This window comes from Ignavibacteriales bacterium, from assembly GCA_026390775.1.
Taxonomy (GTDB): domain Bacteria; phylum Bacteroidota; class Ignavibacteria; order Ignavibacteriales; family Melioribacteraceae; genus Fen-1258.
Genome location: JAPLFF010000007.1, coordinates 203,402 through 221,381, shown reverse-complemented (window position 1 = coordinate 221,381; position 17,980 = coordinate 203,402). Strand labels below are relative to the sequence as shown.

Annotated in this window: 16 protein-coding genes and 2 tRNA genes; 14 read left to right on the top strand and 4 right to left on the bottom strand. The window is 33.7% G+C overall.

Features of this window, described 5'->3' with window-relative positions:
* Nucleotides 1–30 precede the first annotated feature (30 nt).
* From NTZ27_06125 to NTZ27_06075, 11 genes are all read left to right on the top strand, one after another.
* Nucleotides 31–585 carry an RNA polymerase sigma factor gene (locus NTZ27_06125; GenBank protein ID MCX6174308.1) on the top strand — a complete coding sequence of 185 codons (555 nt, stop codon included), beginning with the start codon at nt 31–33 and terminating at the stop codon, nt 583–585.
* Nucleotides 572–1,195, top strand: coding sequence for a hypothetical protein (locus tag NTZ27_06120; GenBank protein ID MCX6174307.1), 624 nt, complete (start codon nt 572–574; stop codon nt 1,193–1,195). The genes NTZ27_06125 and NTZ27_06120 overlap by 14 nt, the downstream gene beginning before the upstream one ends.
* Complete coding sequence (locus NTZ27_06115) at nt 1,192–1,671, top strand: hypothetical protein (protein MCX6174306.1); 480 nt, start codon at nt 1,192–1,194, stop codon at nt 1,669–1,671. The genes NTZ27_06120 and NTZ27_06115 overlap by 4 nt, the downstream gene beginning before the upstream one ends.
* Nucleotides 1,672–1,745: 74 nt before the next feature.
* Nucleotides 1,746–1,832, top strand: a tRNA-Leu gene (locus tag NTZ27_06110).
* Nucleotides 1,833–1,990: 158 nt separating this feature from the next.
* Nucleotides 1,991–2,812 (top strand): DUF92 domain-containing protein, encoded by an 822-nt coding sequence (locus tag NTZ27_06105; protein MCX6174305.1) that lies wholly within the window; start codon nt 1,991–1,993, stop codon nt 2,810–2,812.
* A 5-nt stretch (nt 2,813–2,817) separates the two neighbouring features.
* Nucleotides 2,818–5,784, top strand: coding sequence for a tetratricopeptide repeat protein (locus tag NTZ27_06100; protein ID MCX6174304.1), 2,967 nt, complete (start codon nt 2,818–2,820; stop codon nt 5,782–5,784).
* On the top strand, nt 5,781–7,370 hold the full coding sequence (locus NTZ27_06095; GenBank protein ID MCX6174303.1) for a hypothetical protein: 1,590 nt from the start codon (nt 5,781–5,783) through the stop codon (nt 7,368–7,370). Before NTZ27_06100 ends, NTZ27_06095 begins: the two co-directional genes overlap by 4 nt.
* Before the next feature lie 20 nt (nt 7,371–7,390).
* A complete protein-coding gene (locus NTZ27_06090; GenBank protein ID MCX6174302.1) occupies nt 7,391–9,613 on the top strand; it encodes an SPOR domain-containing protein in 2,223 nt (740 codons plus the stop codon).
* Nucleotides 9,614–9,633: 20 nt separating this feature from the next.
* Nucleotides 9,634–10,281, top strand: a complete 648-nt coding sequence (locus NTZ27_06085) for a MotA/TolQ/ExbB proton channel family protein (protein MCX6174301.1) — start codon at nt 9,634–9,636, stop codon at nt 10,279–10,281.
* A gap of 8 nt (nt 10,282–10,289) precedes the next feature.
* Complete coding sequence (locus NTZ27_06080) at nt 10,290–10,691, top strand: biopolymer transporter ExbD (GenBank protein MCX6174300.1); 402 nt, start codon at nt 10,290–10,292, stop codon at nt 10,689–10,691.
* Entirely contained in the window at nt 10,691–11,377 is a 687-nt protein-coding gene (locus NTZ27_06075; protein ID MCX6174299.1) for a TonB family protein, read from the top strand. The genes NTZ27_06080 and NTZ27_06075 overlap by 1 nt, the downstream gene beginning before the upstream one ends.
* Here NTZ27_06075 and NTZ27_06070 read toward each other — a convergent pair.
* Genes NTZ27_06070 through NTZ27_06055 form a run of 4 tightly spaced genes read right to left on the bottom strand, consistent with a single transcriptional unit; the run spans nt 11,352 to nt 13,501 of the window.
* A complete protein-coding gene (locus NTZ27_06070) occupies nt 11,352–11,654 on the bottom strand; it encodes a hypothetical protein (protein MCX6174298.1) in 303 nt (100 codons plus the stop codon). The genes NTZ27_06075 and NTZ27_06070 overlap by 26 nt on opposite strands.
* A gap of 1 nt (nt 11,655) precedes the next feature.
* Nucleotides 11,656–12,171, bottom strand: a complete 516-nt coding sequence (locus NTZ27_06065; GenBank protein ID MCX6174297.1) for a DUF4199 family protein — start codon at nt 12,169–12,171, stop codon at nt 11,656–11,658.
* A 7-nt stretch (nt 12,172–12,178) separates the two neighbouring features.
* Complete coding sequence (locus NTZ27_06060; GenBank protein MCX6174296.1) at nt 12,179–12,631, bottom strand: DUF2085 domain-containing protein; 453 nt, start codon at nt 12,629–12,631, stop codon at nt 12,179–12,181.
* 9 nt (nt 12,632–12,640) lie between these two features.
* Nucleotides 12,641–13,501 (bottom strand): NHL repeat-containing protein, encoded by an 861-nt coding sequence (locus NTZ27_06055; GenBank protein ID MCX6174295.1) that lies wholly within the window; start codon nt 13,499–13,501, stop codon nt 12,641–12,643.
* Between the two features lie 141 nt (nt 13,502–13,642).
* Here NTZ27_06055 and NTZ27_06050 point away from each other — a divergent pair, with 141 nt between their 5' ends.
* The 3 genes from NTZ27_06050 (at nt 13,643) to NTZ27_06040 (ending at nt 17,936) form a co-directional block, all read left to right on the top strand.
* Entirely contained in the window at nt 13,643–16,951 is a 3,309-nt protein-coding gene (locus NTZ27_06050; protein ID MCX6174294.1) for a hypothetical protein, read from the top strand.
* Between the two features lie 154 nt (nt 16,952–17,105).
* A tRNA-Gln gene (locus NTZ27_06045) sits at nt 17,106–17,178 on the top strand.
* A gap of 332 nt (nt 17,179–17,510) precedes the next feature.
* Nucleotides 17,511–17,936, top strand: a complete 426-nt coding sequence (locus NTZ27_06040) for a response regulator (protein ID MCX6174293.1) — start codon at nt 17,511–17,513, stop codon at nt 17,934–17,936.
* The last annotated feature ends 44 nt before the right edge of the window (nt 17,937–17,980 follow it).

The window sequence follows — 17,980 nt, the reverse complement described above, 5'->3', positions numbered from 1 at the left end:
GTAACTAGTGTCTATTATAAGAAACATTGTATGAGAACTGTGCAGGATAACGACTTTGAATTAATCAACAGATTTCTATCCGGAGAAGAAGTCGCTTTTAATCTGATAGTAAAAAAGTATCAAAAAAAAATTTATTGGCATGCACGGCAAATGATGGGAAACCATCTTGATGCAGATGAAGTTACGCAAGAAGTATTAATTGTTATTTTCAATAAATTGAAAAATTTTAATTTCAATAGTTCTTTATATACTTGGATATATAAAATTGTAACGACTAGAAGTCTAAATCAAATAAGAAAGAAACAAATCAAAAGATTTTTCTCTATTGATGATAATGACGCAACTGAGTTACAAGACAAGCATGATATCGTCGAAGACATGGATTCAAAAGAAAAATTGGAAAGAGTGAAAAAAGTGTTGGAGAAAATTCCGCCAAAACAAAGACAAATATTTATTATGAGAAATTTCGAAGATCTTTCTTATGATGAAATTTCAGAGATCACAGGTAAAAGTGTCGGTGGTTTGAAAGCAAATTATTTTCATGCTTTGAAAAAAGTATTGGAGTTAACAAATGAAAACAAATAAAGAGAAAATTCTAAAATATATTTCTGGTGGACTTACTCAGGAAGATCAGATAATGTTTGAAGAAGAACTGAAAAAATCTGATCAGCTTAAAACAGATTATGATAATATAAAATTTCAGCTTGATGAAATTACTATAACTAGAGAGTCTAAGACTGATGAAATGTATTTTGCAAATTTACTTCCAAGAGTTTATCAAAGAATTGATAAGAAAAAGAAATTCCGGAAATTCAGAAATATTTATTATTTAGTTCCAACAGCTTCCGCGGTCGTAGTTTTATTCTTATTCTTACTTAATACTAAGACTAATTATGATACCGGATACAAAGATTTAGCAAATGAAGTAGTAAATAATTTATCTGATCAGGAAGTATCTGATAAATATTTAACTGAATTGGAAATAGATCCGAGTGATTATGTATTAAATCAGAATAACGATGAACTTAGCGTTCAAATACCATCTAGTTTAGAATTGAATAGTGATTCTTATACAAGATTAATTGGTGATCCTTTAGCAAATGAATATTCAACTTTAAGAAATCTTACTGATAATGATTTAGAAACGGTTTATAAAAAATTAAATTCGACAACCTCTCAAAAGGTACTAAAATGAAAAAAATATTTTTACTGCTCTTTTTATTCTCAATATTACTGTCAATATCATATTCTCAAGAAAGAATGAGGCAGGGAAAAGATCAGAGACCTCTTCAAAGAATTGAACAATGGGAAAAGATAAAATTGATTGACGCATTAAACCTCGACGAAGATACAGCAATAAGGTTTTTTGCCAGAAGACACGAGAATCAAAAAAAGATGAAAGAGATTCTAGATCAAAGAGATGATGCGATAAAAAGCATAGAGGATGAAATCAAAAATGGTAACCAAAATGATGCTTCTTACAAAGATAAAGTTAATAATTTACTTTTATTAGAAGGTAGTATTAGTAAAGAGAGAGAAAATTTTCTCAGATCATTGAGCGATCTTCTTTCTCCCATGCAAATTGCAAAAATGATGGTATTTGAAAATAGATTTAGAAGAGAAATCCGCGAAACGTTGATGGGAAAAGGAAGACAACCAAAAGATAATTAATACCAATTAAACGAATCTTCCGTAAATGCTGTTGCGTTTTGTTTTGTTCTCTAATATTTTTGGCTCGGATTTTTGCGGAAGTGGTGAAATTGGCAGACACGCTACTTTGAGGGGGTAGTGCCCGTAAGGGCGTAGGGGTTCAAGTCCCCTCTTCCGCACCAAATTCATAAAAGCATTTCATTAAATCTATTCTTCATTTTTTCAATTAACATTTCGTAATTCTCATCTTAACTAAAAACCTTTTAGATAAAACCTCATTTGTTTATATTCGTAAAAAATTTTAAGAATTTATTGTAATTATCTAACCAAACAGTTCAAAATGATCTTAAATGCAAATGTAGTATCAGTTAATACGGTGTTAATCGGGATTTTATTTGCAGCATTGATCGCCGGAATTTCTTTTAGAGTTAAGTTCTTAACACTTAGCGGATCTATAGCTACATTTATTTTAGCAAGTTTTATTTTTGGATTAGGTGGAATAAAATGGTCTATTCCAATTTTAACATTTTTCATTTTATCAAGCATACTCTCTAAGCTTCGAAAAAAGAAAAATGAAAGTGTTGAAATCTATTTTGAAAAAAGCGGAGTTAGAGATTACTTACAAGTTATTGCCAACGGTGGATTGGGAGGAATACTTGTAATTATTAACACCATCAATCCCAATGAAATATATTATTTGATTTATTTAGCGACCCTTTCTGCTGTATGTGCAGACACTTGGGCAACTGAAATTGGAACTTGGAAAAAAACGGCTACGTATAATATTTTAAATCTAAAGCCGGTAGCTCAAGGTGTTTCAGGTGGAATTTCAGTCCCCGGAACAATTGGTGCAGTCCTAGGATCAATAGCGATTTTGTTTTCGGGTATTTTATGGATAGATATTTCTTACATTCATTATACAATTTTAATAATAACCACCGGAGTTTTCGGCAGTATGATTGATAGTATTCTTGGCGCTACAATACAAGCTCAAAATAAATGTTTGGTTTGCAATAAAGTAACTGAAAGAAATATTCACTGCGGTTTTGATGCAGATCATTTCAGTGGCTATAGATGGATTAACAATGATGTTGTTAATTTTTTCTCGGGAATTGCAGGAGCCCTTTTCTTGCTATTCTTGAAAGCAGCAATAAAAACCTAATTATTATGAAAAAAATTACAATCCTTTTATTAACATATATTATTTCTATTTCGGCTCAAGATCTTCCCGATAATTTTACAAATGCGTTAAATGCGTACAACAGTCGTGATTTTGGAACTGCTTACCAACTTTTCAGGACAGCCGCTGAACAAAATGAATTAAATGATCTTCAAATTGTCTCAGCAAAATTCTACTCGGCTAATTGTCTTCTAAATTTGGATCAGCTCGATGGTGCGGCATCAGAATTTGAATCTTTCATAGATCAAAATAAGTTTTCTAATTATCGTGAATCTGCTTTATATACTCTTGGAACTATTTATTATAAAAAAGGTGAATATAGAAAAGCACGTGAACGGTTAACCTCGCTGCTTAATGAATATCCATCAAATGAATTTACCGGTACATCATATTACTGGATTGGTGAATCATACTTAGCCGAAGAGAAATATATAGATGCTGAAGAAAATTTTAAAAATGCAATAACTCATGAAAGAACAAATAAATTTATTGTCAACTCTATCTACTCTCTCGCTCAAGTCTATGAAAAATCTGATAATTATAAGAAAGCGGTTGAAGAATATGATGAACTACTTGCTTATTACAAAGATCACGAGTTAGGTCCTAAATCTCAGATGAGGATTGGAATCTGTTATTTCATTCTAAAAGAATATGATAATGCTATTATTGAATTAAATGATCCTTTGATTAAGCAGCTTCCAAAACAAGAATTAATCGAATCAAAATATTTTCTAGCAAGTTCTTTTGTCCGGTTGAAAGAATATAAAGAAGCTTCGCAAGTTTACAATGAGTTACTTACCACTGTAAGCGATAAATCTAACAAAGATAAGATCAATTATAGTTTGGCTTGGATAAATTTCCAGCAGGAAAGATATGATGATGCATACAAATTATTTAAAGAGCTTGCCGATGCTGGATTTGATTCGTTAAAGGCGGATGCTTTATTCTGGAGTGGAGAAAGCAAGAGATATTTAGGCGATACAAAAATGGCAGGTGAAATCTTCAACAACTTCATTGCAAAATATCCCGGTCATAGACTTGCTTCAAGAGCTCAGTTAGGGATCGGTTCTACATTAATTGGTCAGAGCGAAGGGCCGGATGCAGAAAAAGCTTTGCTGAATGCAACAATTTCAAATGATATACAAACACGTAGCAAAGCATATACTTTGCTTGGTGAATCGAGATTAAATAAAAAGAATTACAACGATGCCAAAAAATATTTTTCTGAAGCGTTAAAGCTAACTCAGGAACAATCTGAATTAAAGAATAGGTCTCTACTCGGACTCGCAGTTTCGGATTATTACCTGAACGATTATGATACTTCAATTAAATATTTAGAAGAGTTGAGATCTCGCTCAAAAGAATTTGAACCGGATAAAGTAAATTTCTATTTAGCTGAAGTTTATTTCCAGCAAGCAAAATTTTCTGACGCCTTAAAAAGTTATAATTCCATCAATCCCAATTCTGAATTGCTAAAACAGCAAACTCTTTTAGGAAAAGCATACACCTATTTCAATCTTAAAGACTTTACAAATTCGATCTACTATTTCAATGAGTATTTATCAAAATATAAAAATGATCCGAATACGAACGAATATACACTCCGTCTTGCCGATAGTTATTTCGGGATTAAAAATTTTGCAAAAGCCAGTACTATTTATCGAGAATTATTTTCAAAAGAAAAAGCTGTCTTGAATAACGACCTGGCTTATTATCAATATGGACAGTCACTATTTAAATCGGGCAAAGCAAATGAAGCAATAGATGCTTTTGAAAAACTTCAAGAGAAATATCCCACTTCAAAATACACGGACCAATCTCAGTATATAATCGGGTGGATTCATTTTCAACAGAACGATTTTAATAATGCAATACGTTCGTACAAATTACTTCTTAATAAATATCCACGATCATCCATGAGACCAATCGTTTATAATTCGATCGGTGACTCATATTATAATTCAGGTCAATACGATTCTTCAATTGTTTTTTATTCAAAAGTATTAGCTGAACATCCGGCTACGCAATATATATTTGATGCTGTTAGCGGGATTCAGTATGCTTATGTTGCGAAAGAACAACCCGGTGAAGCAATTAAATTTATAGATCAATTCATAACATCAAATCCTAATTCGAAATACAGCGACCAAATATTTTTTAAGAAAGGTGATCTCTACTATAGCATCCAGGATTATAATTCAGCAATAAGATCATATAAGGAGTTTATAGCAAACTATCCAAATAGTTCACTTATTCCGAATGCATATTATTGGATTGGTAAAAGTGCTGCTAATATGAAAAACGAGACAGAAGCAATTAATAATTTTACTCTTGCTAAGATACGTTCGCTGAAATCGGAAATAGGTATTTCCTCGGTTATAGAACTTGCGCGGATTTATTCTGATAAAAAACAATACTCATCAGCAGTAAATGTTTTAAAGGAAGCTTCAGATGCAGTTCCAACTTCAAATCGTGTTCCCGAATTGTTATATCAGCAAGGTGTTAATCAAGCAAAGGATAATAAAATTGTTGAAGCATCATCAACTTTCGATCAGATCATAACTTATTACGATGGTTCGATTTTCGCTTCCAAAGCAAAAGTAGAATTAGGTGTAATTGAATTGCAGAATAATAATTATGAAAATGCACAAACGCTTTTTAAGGAAATCAGTGAAAAGAGAACGGACGATATTGGTGCAGAAGCACAATATTATTACGGAGTATTATTGTATAATCAAAACAAAATTGATGATGCAATCACATCCCTTGTACGTGTGCGTTCTGTTTTTGCTTCTTACGATGAGTGGTATACAAAATCATTATTAAAGCTAGGCGATTGCTATGTAAAGCTTAAGGACAAAAAGCAAGCGAGGGAAATGTACCGCGCTGTTTTAAGCAGACATGATTCCGGTGAATTTGCCGATGAAGCGAAAAAGAAAATCAAACAATTATGAAAAAATATTTTATTCTAATAATATTATTCTTGAACACATTTCTATTTGCTCAAACGGAACAGCAAAGTATTGAACTGCCGGATTTTGTAATTACCGGAAGACAGAATATTGATATACCTATTGCTGTAAAAAGAAAACCGGATTTTGTTTCAACAATTTCTAAAGATTTCTTAACACCACAATATTCACCGGAAGAATTTCCTTTGTTATTTTCTTCTCTGCCGGTTCAGATTCAACCCGGTATTAAACTTTTCGATGATTATTATAATGGAACTATAAAAATTCAAGCCGGTAGATATTCACTTCCAACCGGTATGTTAAGTATGAACCAAAATTTTGATAATTATCTTTTCAATGCAAGTATCTGGGGCTCAAATATACGAGAGTACATTCCAAACTCGGGTTATAATAATATTGGTTTCTCATTAAGTAATGAATTATTCTTAAGTACAAGATCAGATCTTCTGCCAGGATCTAAAATTAAATTTGGTGCAAATTATTTTCGCGATTCGTATCATCTATTTGCAACAAAGGATCCATCCTTTTTGCGAGAGCGGAACAACGGTTCAGCAAATATTTCTATCGAGAGTTCATACAATCGTTGGGTCAGTTATGGATTTGGTCTTAAGGGAAATATTTATTCATTAAGTGAAAGCGGATTGAAAGAAACTAACTTAAATGCTAATGGTTTATTCGAATTCAAATTAGACAATTTTACTATCGGTGCACTTGGGAATTATAAAAAGCAGTCGCTTGAAAATAATATTAGTGGTAGTAATGGTAACAGTTTTTATTCAATTGAGAGTTATGTAAAAATATTACCAATTCGATCTTTACTACTAACTTTTGGAATTGATTATGCATCGAATTCTTCGAATTCGTTCTTTTCACCATTTGGCTTATTTGAATTTAATTTTGAAAATGGATTCACTCTTTCATGTGAATATAAACCGCATGTAGGCTACTTCAATACAACAGATATTTTTAATATAAATAGATATTTTAATCAGGGTGTGACGGATAATGTATTTCTTAAGTATAAAACAGACTTAAGTATTTTATTGAAGTACGAATACAAAAAAATGTATTCATTATCTTTATCCGGCGGGTATTCTAAAATTGAAAATTATTTTTGTTTTCAAGATGCGGTTGATATTGGCAAATTTGATTTATTAGTACTTCCTGAAGTATCAATCTTCTCTGCCGGAATAGATTTTATTATAAACCCATCTTACTATGGTACTTTTTCAGCAAATATTAAATTCAAAGATGTAAAGGATAATTTTGATAGGACAGTTCCATATGAGCCAAAGATTTCCTCAACTCTTTCTTACGGTTACAATTTCAGTTCAAGTTTCGGGTTCAATGTAAAATATTTATTGGAACTAAATTCTTATACTGATATTATTAATTCAAATAAATTAGACAATTATCACAACATTTCTTTTTCGTTGTTTTATGAATTATTAAAAGGATTTAAACTCACAGCCGACTTTCAAAATATTTTGAATCAAGGTAACTTTGTATGGAAACAATATCAAGAAAAACCGTTTGATCTATTTTTTGGTATTGAATACAGATGGTAAATGAGTAATAAGTAAAAAAAATGAAACTAGCCGAACTGCAAAAAAAAGTAACCGATGTACTCGGAGTTTCCGTATCTCAAAAAGAATTATCATTTGAGATATTTATAGAAAACATTTCCGAGGTTCTTGGAGAGGGAATTACTTTGAAAGTTCCTCGCATCGGTTTCTTCCAGCAAAAAGCTGTTTCAACCGGTAATGATGTAAGTCAGTTAATATTTTCCCCACTCCCCGAAGATTTTACTCATGAAATGCATAATCTTTATTTAACAATTGAAGTTCTTCCCAAAGTAAAAACCAAACTTGAATTTGATGCTACGGTATTCAGCATTGGTGTTGGTAAACCTCTGCTGCCTCTATCAATAGATGAATTTCCAGATACAGAAACTTCTTATGCTATGTTGAGAAAATCAATTGAAGAAAGAGTTAAAGAATTAATCGCTGAGTCAGATCAAATTCCAAACTTCAGTATTTGGGATGATTACTATAAATCGCCTGAAGATTATGAAACCGAAAAACTTGGTGATATACAATCGCAACTAGCAGAGTTGACGGCTGATATTAATTATAAAGATCAAACCGAACCGGGAAGTATACCAAATAATTTTTTTGAGGATGATGTTTCTAAAACAATAAACGATGAACGAATAAATACATTTGATGACAAAACATCAGATAAAATTTCTCTTCAAGCAAATGAAGAAAATAAATTTTCAGACCTCGATAAAATTATTAAAGAAGAGAAAATTAATATTATTAAAGAAGAAGCAGACAGTGAAACAAGTTCACTGAAATCAAATTCTACTACGGAAGAAGAACAAAACGATTATTCTGCACTTGAAGAAACGGAGGTCTCAGCAGGATCATTAACCGTTGCCGATCTGTTGGATGATTCAATATCAATCCCTAAAGAGAATTTACATGTTCAAAATGAAGTGTCTGAGCCGGAAATTAGTAGCCCACTGGAAATACCAATAGATAAAGTTAAAGAGACAGAGACGGGGAAAAAAATAATTGATCAAGAAGAAAAGGACGTTACAGAAACAATAGTTGATGAAAAAGAAAATGTTGATGTTGAAACAGAAGATGAAGATTTAGAAAGGGAACAACCGCAACTTGATGAGAAGATCGAATGGAATTGGGGTGACGAATTAAAAGATGAATTCGGTGTAATTATAGAAGAAGAAGCTAACTTCGAAATGGTTGATCAATTTAATGATGATGATAACTTGGAATTAATTGATCAAAAAGTTGGTACCGATAAAAAATTTACAAAGGATCTATTCAAAGAATTAGAGAAAACACTTGAGCGCGAAATCATTGAAGAAGGCGAACGGTTAAATGGAGATAGACTTAAATATAGCAGACGATTAACTAACGAAAGATCATTCAGATTTAAGAAACCAACAGATGAATATTCCGATCATCCTAAAAAAGTTGTATTGGAGTTTTCCGGTCCTCCTGTTAAGTATGAATTTGTTGAAGACCTGAGAATTGGCAGAGAAAAAAATAAAGCAATAACACTTATTGATGAGGATGATAAAAGATATGATGATGATTATAATAAGCTGAGGATAAAACCAGTCATGAAAGAAAAAGATAATTATTTTAATAAAACATTTATTTTGATCTTTTCTGCATTTGTTTTAGTAACCTCAATAATAATTTATCTGATTATGAGAGGAAATAATCCGAATGAACCTCAGCAGACAAAATTGGATGCTAATAATTCTCAGCAACCGATTCAAAATACTATTGATTCACCAAAGACTATAATACCAAACCAAACAATTGCTAAACAAAATAATTCTACACAGAATAAAAATGTTACTTCACAACCGATAAACGATGAGTTAAGTGATTTTCCAATTTCTGCAACTCCGCCTGTTCCGATCAAACAAGAGAAAGCTCTTCAAAATCAAGGATCAAAAACAACTTCAAATAATTTAAGAACAGAACCAAAAACAAAATCGGTGAATAATGATTTGTATAAAACTCCGGCTACAGATACGCGTGTAAACAAATCAATTTACTACGATGGAAAGAGTTATAGCTATCAGACTTCATCTTGGCCTCGGAAACTTAGAGCCGAACAAGAGGTTAAACGATTGCGCTCTCTCGGTATTAATGCGTTTATTGTTGAAGCTTATCTTCCTCAAAAAGGAGGAACATGGTACCGTGTACGTGTTGGTTCTTTTAATTCAGAAAAAGAAGCGCAAGATTATATCAATAAAAATAAATTTTAATATATCCCTGAAGGTTAGATATGAATTTAATACAAATGTTTTTGAAGGGCGGATTAGTAATGTGGCCGATCCTTGCATGTTCAATTATTGGTTTAGCGATTGTGATAGAAAAATTTTTGGTTATAAAAAAAGCAAAAATTAATGTGCCGGCATTTTCTATTAAGATAAGAGGAATACTAAAAAGAAAAGATCTTGCCGGAGCTATCAATTATTGCATGGAGGAGAAATCGCCAATCTCAAATATTATCCGCAGGGGATTAAAGAAACACAAGTTTGGACGCAAAAGAGTAATTGAATCAATTGAATCAGCTGGTAAACAGGAAATAAGTAAACTCGAAAAAGGATTAGCAACTTTGGCTACAGTCGCCGGAGCTGCACCGATGCTGGGTTTTCTTGGAACTGTTACCGGAATGATTGCTGCATTTATGAAAATACAAGAACTTCAAGGAAGTGCTAGCCCGGCTGATCTTGCTTCCGGTATTTGGGAAGCATTACTTACAACTGCATTTGGTCTGTTCGTAGGAATTCCTGCGCTTGCTTTATATAATTATTTTGTAAATCTAATAAGTAAAATAGTTTTGGATATGGAAAGAGTTGCAACTGATATTCTTGATGTCTTAGATGAAACGGGTAAAGATTTTTCGGATGATGAAGAAATAGAGCTATAGGTGAAAAAATGAAATTTGAATCCCCTCATAAATTAATAAGCGCTTTCAACTTTTCTTCTTTGACTGATATTGTGATGCTGCTATTAATATTTTTTCTCTTGTCATCGCAGTTTGTTCTTCAAACCGGTGTCAAAGTAAAATTGCCGGGCGCAAAAAATAACGAACAAGCTCAAGCAACAAATTTTTCCGTTACTATAACAGATCAAGGGAGAATTTATATAGGATCCGATGAGATCTCGCTCAATGCACTTGCCGGAAAGCTCTCCACAATTAAAAAAAATCAGAGTGAAAATCTTACAATACGTGCTGATAAATCTGTTAAGATTGATATCATTATTAAAGTAATTGATGCAGCAAAAGGAATTGGAATTGATAAATTCACAATTCAAACCGAAAAAGTTTCTTTCTAATGTTTATAAAAGAACCTCGAAATATTTCATATTTGGTTTCAATCTCATTTCATTTGATACTTGCATTAATATTTCTTTTCGTAAAAATGTCCGGTGAATCTAATCCTCAGGAATATTTGCTGGTTGGATTTGGTTCGGGGAGCGGGTTTGGAAGTCCGGGCGCACAATTCCAAAATACAGCGGATGATAAAAATAAAACTCCCGAAGAAAAATCAATTAAAAAGAAGGAAGAACTTAAAAAAATAGAATTGCCAAAATCAAAACAAACAGATGAAGATAATTTGATTGCATCAGATAAGAAGAAAGAAAAAGATGAAGTAAATAATTCAAAGGTTAAACCGCTTGTTCAAGGAAACTCAAGAAAAGAAGGAAGTGAATTAGGAGGCGAGGGGAGCGGTGGTTTTGGTTTTGAATTAGATTTTGGCGGAACAGGGAAGAGACGTATTTATAGTTATAATTTACCGGAATATCCGGAAGGAGTTTCAAAAGAAATAGATGTTAAACTAAGATTTACAATATTGCCTGATGGAACAGTTAGTAAAATATTCCCGCTCATTAAAGCAGATGCACGATTGGAATTTACCGCAATCAATTCATTAAAAAATTGGCGGTTTGAACCGTTACCAAGAAATGCAAAACAAATTGATCAAACTGTGGTAATTACTTTTCCGTACCGGCTTCAGTAGCTGGTTGATCATCCCTATAATAAAATCTATAGAAGAAAAATTCTGCAATTGAAAGAAGAGTTAATGAAATTGCATCTGAATCGAATTGAATCCCGAAACCTTTACTGTCAACAAATATTTTTACAACAGAAGTTGAAATGGACCAGCCGACTGCAAATAAAATTATAAGCAAAGCTAAATTTGTAAATGCTGAACTTAAGGATTCATCCTGCCATTTTTTTGTGAAGATGACCAGGATAAAAACTAAATGAGCACTAAAAATTAATGCGGTTATCATTCTATCTACCGTTCGATTGATTATGAAGTCTGCTATTAATTATTTGTGCGCCTATTAAACCGCCAACGGATCCAAAAATTGAATTAACAATAAAATTATTTACAATTACAGAAAAGGTATAAAGAATGGAAAATCCGTTTTTCAGAATATCTTCTCTCACTGATTGAAAGATATTGAGTACTTCTTTTTTTATATCTTCACTAAGCGGCAGGTTTTGAACTATACGCTGAAGATCGGTAAAGGATGCTATTACATCATTATGTTTTGTAATGAAAGTTATAAGTATTTCAAAAACAGATCCGAATAAAGCAGCAAATAATCCGGTGAATAAACCAAATAGCAGAGCTTTTTTCATTGGAATTTTTTCGAAATTTCTTGTTGCTCGTTGATCTAATAACAAAGAAATGAATGCAGCAAGAGGTAAAATCATACAGCAGGAAAAACTTTTTACAAAAGGAACGATCTGTAAAACCCCGGCTCCAAAACCGCATATAAGTGCCGCTAAATATTTCTTCAAATTAATCTCATTTTTTAAGTTCTAGAATTAAATTATTCAAGCCGGCGTAAAGATAAAAAAATCCAAAAGAACCTAAAAGCAATCCTGTGAAAAACGCAATTAATTTGGAATAGGCATAAATGTTTAATGAGGTAAGTAATACATCGGCAATCATTGGTGCTGCCGCAACAAGAAGAATTTTAATGTGCAATTTCCGTTTTGGTAATTTAAATAATACAAGCAATGAAGAAAGTAACAATCCTAAATATATTCCTGTGCAACGAGCGCAAGTTAATGTCTCGATTCCATCAAAAAGTAATAATTTATTTTTTTCTTGATGGCAAACTAATGAATAAGTTTTTTGTAGATAAGGAAGAGCAAAAACAAAATGCTCGTCTATTTTAATAAACCATTCGATGAAAATCCCTAAGAACCAAATCAAGAATAGAAAAAATAAGATCAAACTATAACTGCGCTTCATTAATCTGGCTTAATTAGATTGAACAATTTTGTAAATAAGGATCGTGCTCTTTGTGAGAAGATATATTTTTGAGTTGTATAAAAATGAATCTTCGATATCATCTTCTAATTTCGGCTTGAATATTGTCGGATTGAAATTATTTGATTCAAGATCGGAATCAGCAAAGTAAGCGATTTGTGATTTATCGTTGACACAAATTGTTTGGAATGTTGCATTAATATTTACCGGTTCAAATGGTAATTGAATTTTCTTAATACCGTTCCCGAACTGATCGAACATAATAAGGTTTTGAGAATCCGCAACTAATACTTTTGTATTACTTGTAATTGCAAAATGTTTAGGATTTACAAGTGCAAATGGACCGGCTTCATAATTGCCAATTGATGTTTGAAATTCCCATCTTTGATTAAATTTCAAAATTCTTCTATTATCGGAGTCCAAGATAAATATATCACCTTGTGATGATATCGCAGAACTTAGAGGATATCTGAACTTAATCCTATCATCATCAGAATCCTGAGTCGAGAAGTAAGAAAGAAAATTCAAATCTTTATCAAATAACTGAATCCGGTTATTATTCTTATCAGCCACATAAATATTCAATGGTGCAGCAAAAACATCAATCGGGTAATCGAATGAAGATTCTTTCCAACCGTATCCACCAATTGATTTAATTACTTTTCCGAGTGTATCCAATTTTATTATTTCATTGGAAGAAACATCAGAAACATAAATATATCCTAGAGAATTGATTGAGAAAGATTTTGCAGAATTGAATGACCCAATTTGACCGGAATAAATAATGGTTTGTGGTAATATGTAATTTACAGATGAAAAAAGTAAAATTGACAGGTAAAGTTTAAATTTCATCTCTATGAATCCTTGAACTAACCTAATTTCGGGTACAAAGTTAGGCACACTTTCTGAAAGAAATTCCTTAATAAAAATAATAAAATTTATTAACTTTACTTCAAGTAGAATATACGTACTAAATTTATAACCGAGGAAGCAATGCAAAGATTATTAATATCGTGTTTGGTTGGTTTGTTAATTCTCTCCTCATGTAAGTTAAAAGACAGTGTCACCTCTCCTCAGCCCGGTACCGGCGATACTAATATCAAGGTGATTTCTCCAAATGGAGGAGAAACGTTAGCAGAGGGTTCAAGTTACCAAATTCAATGGACTGGAACCGGTACACTTTTAGTCCGGGTTCAATATTCCATAGATAACGGAACAAGCTGGTCACTCATTAAAGATAGCTTAAAAAACACAGGAATTTATACTTGGTTCCCGATTCCCAATACGGTTTCCAATCAATGCCGCGTTCGTGTTTCATCACTTGATGGTGTAAGCAGCGCGCAAAGTAATCTAGTTTTTGCAATAGTAAAGAATTCTAATAAAAGTTTAAAAATAACTTCTCCTATTGGCGGCGAAACATGGCAAGCTGGTTCTTCCAAACAAATTACATGGTACAGTTCCGGTATAGATTCAGTCAAGATTGAATATACAATTGATAACGGTCAGAATTGGATAGTACTTTCAAACTCAAGTAAAAACACAGGCGTTTATTTTTGGCAACCGATTCCAAATACTCCGACCACGCTCGCAAAAGTTAGAATCCGAGACGCGCAGGATGGAGTTACAGCAACCGAAAGTCCCAACCCATTTCAGATTTTACCTCAACAGACAATTAAAGTTGTTTCTCCAAACGGTGGCGAGGAATGGTACGCCGGTTCCAGCAATAACATAAAGTGGCAATCAACCAATATCGAGAATGTAACGATCGAGTATACAATAAACGGCGGCGCTACATGGACAACAATAGTTTCAAGTACACCAAGTACGGGCGTTTATAGTTGGAATGGAATTCCAAATGTCAGTTCGCTACAATGCAAAATTCGCATCAGTAATGCAACTAATGGAACTCCAAGTGCTGTATCGGATAATAATTTTACGATTACTTCGCCTGGCAGCCAGTTGATAACGGTGACAAGTCCAAACGGTGGCGAGAAGTGGGCTGCCGGTTCAACACAAAATATTACTTGGGCTTCATCCGGCATAACCAATGTTAAGATCGAATATACAATCACCAATGGAATATCCTGGAATACAATTACTTTAAGCACACCGAGCACAGGTTTTTATACATGGACGCAATTACCGAATACACCTTCAACAAATTGTAAGATTCGCATTAGCGATGCGCTAGACGGAACGCCATCAGATGACAGTGATAATTTATTCTCCATCACACCGGCACCGTCTATAGTAGTAACCTCTCCTAACGGCGGCGAAGTCTGGACAAGCGGCTCAAATCAAACAATAAAATACACTTCCCAGAGCGTTCCTAATGTGAAGATAGAATACACGACCGATGGAGGAGCCAACTGGACAACTATTACTAACTCTACACCACCCGACGGCGCTTATCCTTGGAATAATATTCCTAACCTCACTTCCTACCAATGCAAAGTTAGAGTCAGCGACGCTATGTATGGAAGTCCATCCGATATATCGGATAATAATTTTACGATTATTTCGCCCGGTAGCCAGTTGATAACGGTGACAAGTCCAAACGGCGGTGAGAAATGGTCTGTTGGTTCAATGCAAAACATTACGTGGAATTCATCCGGCATAACCAATGTTAAGATCGAATATACAATCACCAATGGATTATCCTGGAATCCAATTACTTTAAGCACACCAAGTAGTATAGGTTTTTATACTTGGGATCCAATTCCAAATGCAATCTCACCAAATTGTAAAATTCGCATTAGCGATGCGCTAGACGGAACACCATCAGATGACAGTGATAATTTATTCTCCATCACACAGGCACCGTCTATATTAGTAACCTCTCCTAACGGTGGTGAAGTCTGGGCAAGCGGCTCAAATCAAACAATAAAATACACTTCCGTGAACGTCTCTAATGTGAAGATAGAATACACAACCGATGGAGGAGCCAGCTGGATAACTCTCACTAACTCTACGACACCAACCATCGGCGCTTATGCTTGGAATAATATTCCTGACCTCACTTCCTACCAATGCAAAGTTAGAGTTAGCGACGCAATGTATGGAAGTCCATCCGATGTATCGGATAATAATTTTACGATCACCAATCAAGTGATTAAGTCGATAACATTAACAAGTCCCGTCGGCGGTGAAGTTTGGGAGGCCAATACATCGAAGACCATAACTTGGGCAGCTGATGGTGTTACTAACGTAAAGATAGAATACACAACCAATAACGGATTAATGTGGAGTACAATCCAGAACTCAATATCTAATACCGGCTCGTACAACTGGGCGGTTCCCAGCACTCAATCAACTCAGTGTAAAGTGAAAGTAAGCGATGTTAGCGGCAATCCTTCTTCCGAAAGTCCAAGTACTTTCACAATCAAACCGGCTGCTTCAATTACTTTGATTAGTCCGAACGGGAACGAAGTTATCAGAGCAGGTGAAGCATACAACATCACCTGGACAGCCGTGGGAATAGATAATGTAAAAATCGAATACACAATGAACAATGGTGTAACCATTAACGATTGGTTCACTATCGTATCGAGCACACCTGCCGCTGTCGGTTCCTATTCATTCGCGTTTCCAAAACCATCTACCGAATACAAAGTAAGAATTTCTGAAGCCATAACCGGTTCTCCATCTGTTACGAGTGCAGGTACATTTACTGTATTACCCAAAACATCAATTACAGTTGCATTCCCAAATGGCGGTGAGAGTTGGATCCTAGGAGAAAAATACCAGATTCAATGGACCTCGGTTAATGTTGCCAAAGTTAAAATTGAATACACATTGAATGAAGGAATGGGGTGGACGGCTATTGGCCAGAACTTGGATAATACAGGATTTTACGATTGGGTTGTACCGACAGACTTAACTTTACCAACTACTACCGGCGGCTTCATAGGCTCGGAGCTTTGCAAAATACGAGTATCTGAATACGATGCAGCCAATCCAACGGTTGCGGGTGCGTTCGGTGAATCGGCCAATGTATTTTCAATCTATAAGAAATTCATCCGTGTAGTTACACCTAATGGTGGAGAACAATGGCCGATAAGTACACCGAAACGCATCGAATGGCTATCGAAAGGTGTTAATAACGTAAACATTGATTATACTTTAGACAATGGTCAAACGTGGACGAATATTATAAGCAATGTACAGAGCACCGGCGCATACGATTGGACAACCCCTGCGACTGTTTCTTCTTTAGGCAAGATAAGAATAACAGACGCGAGCGATGCAACAGTAACGGATGAATCTGATGGATTCTTCAGTTTGATTAACGCAGCAAAATAGTTTTGATTTAGTTTTGTATAATCATAAGGGCGCTTCCGGTATGGAAGCGCCTTTTCATTATCCAGAAGAAATTTGATTAATTTTTAGAAAATAGAAACGATCAACACATTTTGGTTTCTTGAATAATGTTAGTTAATTTTGAATAAAGTTTTATTGCCCTGTAGTGTAATTGGCAACACGTCTGACTCTGGATCAGAAGACTTCAGGTTCGAACCCTGACAGGGCAGCAAATTTCAAAATCTCAGGCAACTTCATTACCTTAAATCTTTACTATACCTATAATCGCTAAAGTTCTCTCTCCATGATCTTTCGATAATAATTCAGATTTACAATACCGTAATTCTACTGTATGAAATCTGGGGAAATGACTCTGTCTCAAATTAAAGTCCTCAAAATGACTGATTTTCACATCTTCACCATTGAATGTGGGAAAAATACACTAAAAAATTTACAGTAATTCTACTGAGGTTCTAAAATTGAAAGCTTTGTAAATTTGGTATATATGAAACATCTCCACTGAAGTTATTTTAATTATAAATTCTTAAGTGAAAATTAGTTTATGTTAAGCAAACTCAAACCATTACCAAAATTATTAATCGTTGAAGACGATCTTGAAAATCAAAAATTTTTACTCTTTTTCTTAAAAAAATATTTTAGAATTGAAATTTGTGATTCAGCAGAAATGTGTTATGAATTTTTATTTAAGGAACGATCGGATATTATATTAATGGATATTTCTATTAAAGGTTACAAAAATGGATTAGATCTAACCAGAGAACTAAAGAGCCATCCCTTGTTCTCAAAGATTCCAATAGTTTGTTACACCGCTCATGCATATAATGAAGATAGAATAAATGCAATTGAAGCCGGTTGTGATGCGTATATCAGCAAACCGACCAATTATAATATTTTGCTTAATACACTTTTTAAGTTGGTTAAAGAATCAAATGATGATAAGCATTTATCAATATTTGACCGAAATTAGTTTGATCTACAGTTTCAATAAATACTGCACTGTTTCAAGATTTT

What these genes read in the sequence shown, in the direction of transcription:
- NTZ27_06080 (MCX6174300.1), top strand. Translation starts at nt 10,290, where the DNA reads ATGAAATTTGAATCCCCTCATAAATTAATAAGCGCTTTCAACTTTTCT.
- NTZ27_06085 (MCX6174301.1), top strand. Translation starts at nt 9,634, where the DNA reads ATGAATTTAATACAAATGTTTTTGAAGGGCGGATTAGTAATGTGGCCG.
- NTZ27_06095 (MCX6174303.1), top strand. Translation starts at nt 5,781, where the DNA reads ATGAAAAAATATTTTATTCTAATAATATTATTCTTGAACACATTTCTA.
- NTZ27_06040 (MCX6174293.1), top strand. Translation starts at nt 17,511, where the DNA reads ATGTTAAGCAAACTCAAACCATTACCAAAATTATTAATCGTTGAAGAC.
- NTZ27_06115 (MCX6174306.1), top strand. Translation starts at nt 1,192, where the DNA reads ATGAAAAAAATATTTTTACTGCTCTTTTTATTCTCAATATTACTGTCA.
- NTZ27_06125 (MCX6174308.1), top strand. Translation starts at nt 31, where the DNA reads ATGAGAACTGTGCAGGATAACGACTTTGAATTAATCAACAGATTTCTA.
- NTZ27_06055 (MCX6174295.1), bottom strand. Translation starts at nt 13,501, where the DNA reads ATGAAATTTAAACTTTACCTGTCAATTTTACTTTTTTCATCTGTAAAT.
- NTZ27_06090 (MCX6174302.1), top strand. Translation starts at nt 7,391, where the DNA reads ATGAAACTAGCCGAACTGCAAAAAAAAGTAACCGATGTACTCGGAGTT.
- NTZ27_06120 (MCX6174307.1), top strand. Translation starts at nt 572, where the DNA reads ATGAAAACAAATAAAGAGAAAATTCTAAAATATATTTCTGGTGGACTT.
- NTZ27_06075 (MCX6174299.1), top strand. Translation starts at nt 10,691, where the DNA reads ATGTTTATAAAAGAACCTCGAAATATTTCATATTTGGTTTCAATCTCA.
- NTZ27_06105 (MCX6174305.1), top strand. Translation starts at nt 1,991, where the DNA reads ATGATCTTAAATGCAAATGTAGTATCAGTTAATACGGTGTTAATCGGG.
- NTZ27_06050 (MCX6174294.1), top strand. Translation starts at nt 13,643, where the DNA reads ATGCAAAGATTATTAATATCGTGTTTGGTTGGTTTGTTAATTCTCTCC.
- NTZ27_06100 (MCX6174304.1), top strand. Translation starts at nt 2,818, where the DNA reads ATGAAAAAAATTACAATCCTTTTATTAACATATATTATTTCTATTTCG.
- NTZ27_06070 (MCX6174298.1), bottom strand. Translation starts at nt 11,654, where the DNA reads ATGATAACCGCATTAATTTTTAGTGCTCATTTAGTTTTTATCCTGGTC.
- NTZ27_06060 (MCX6174296.1), bottom strand. Translation starts at nt 12,631, where the DNA reads ATGAAGCGCAGTTATAGTTTGATCTTATTTTTTCTATTCTTGATTTGG.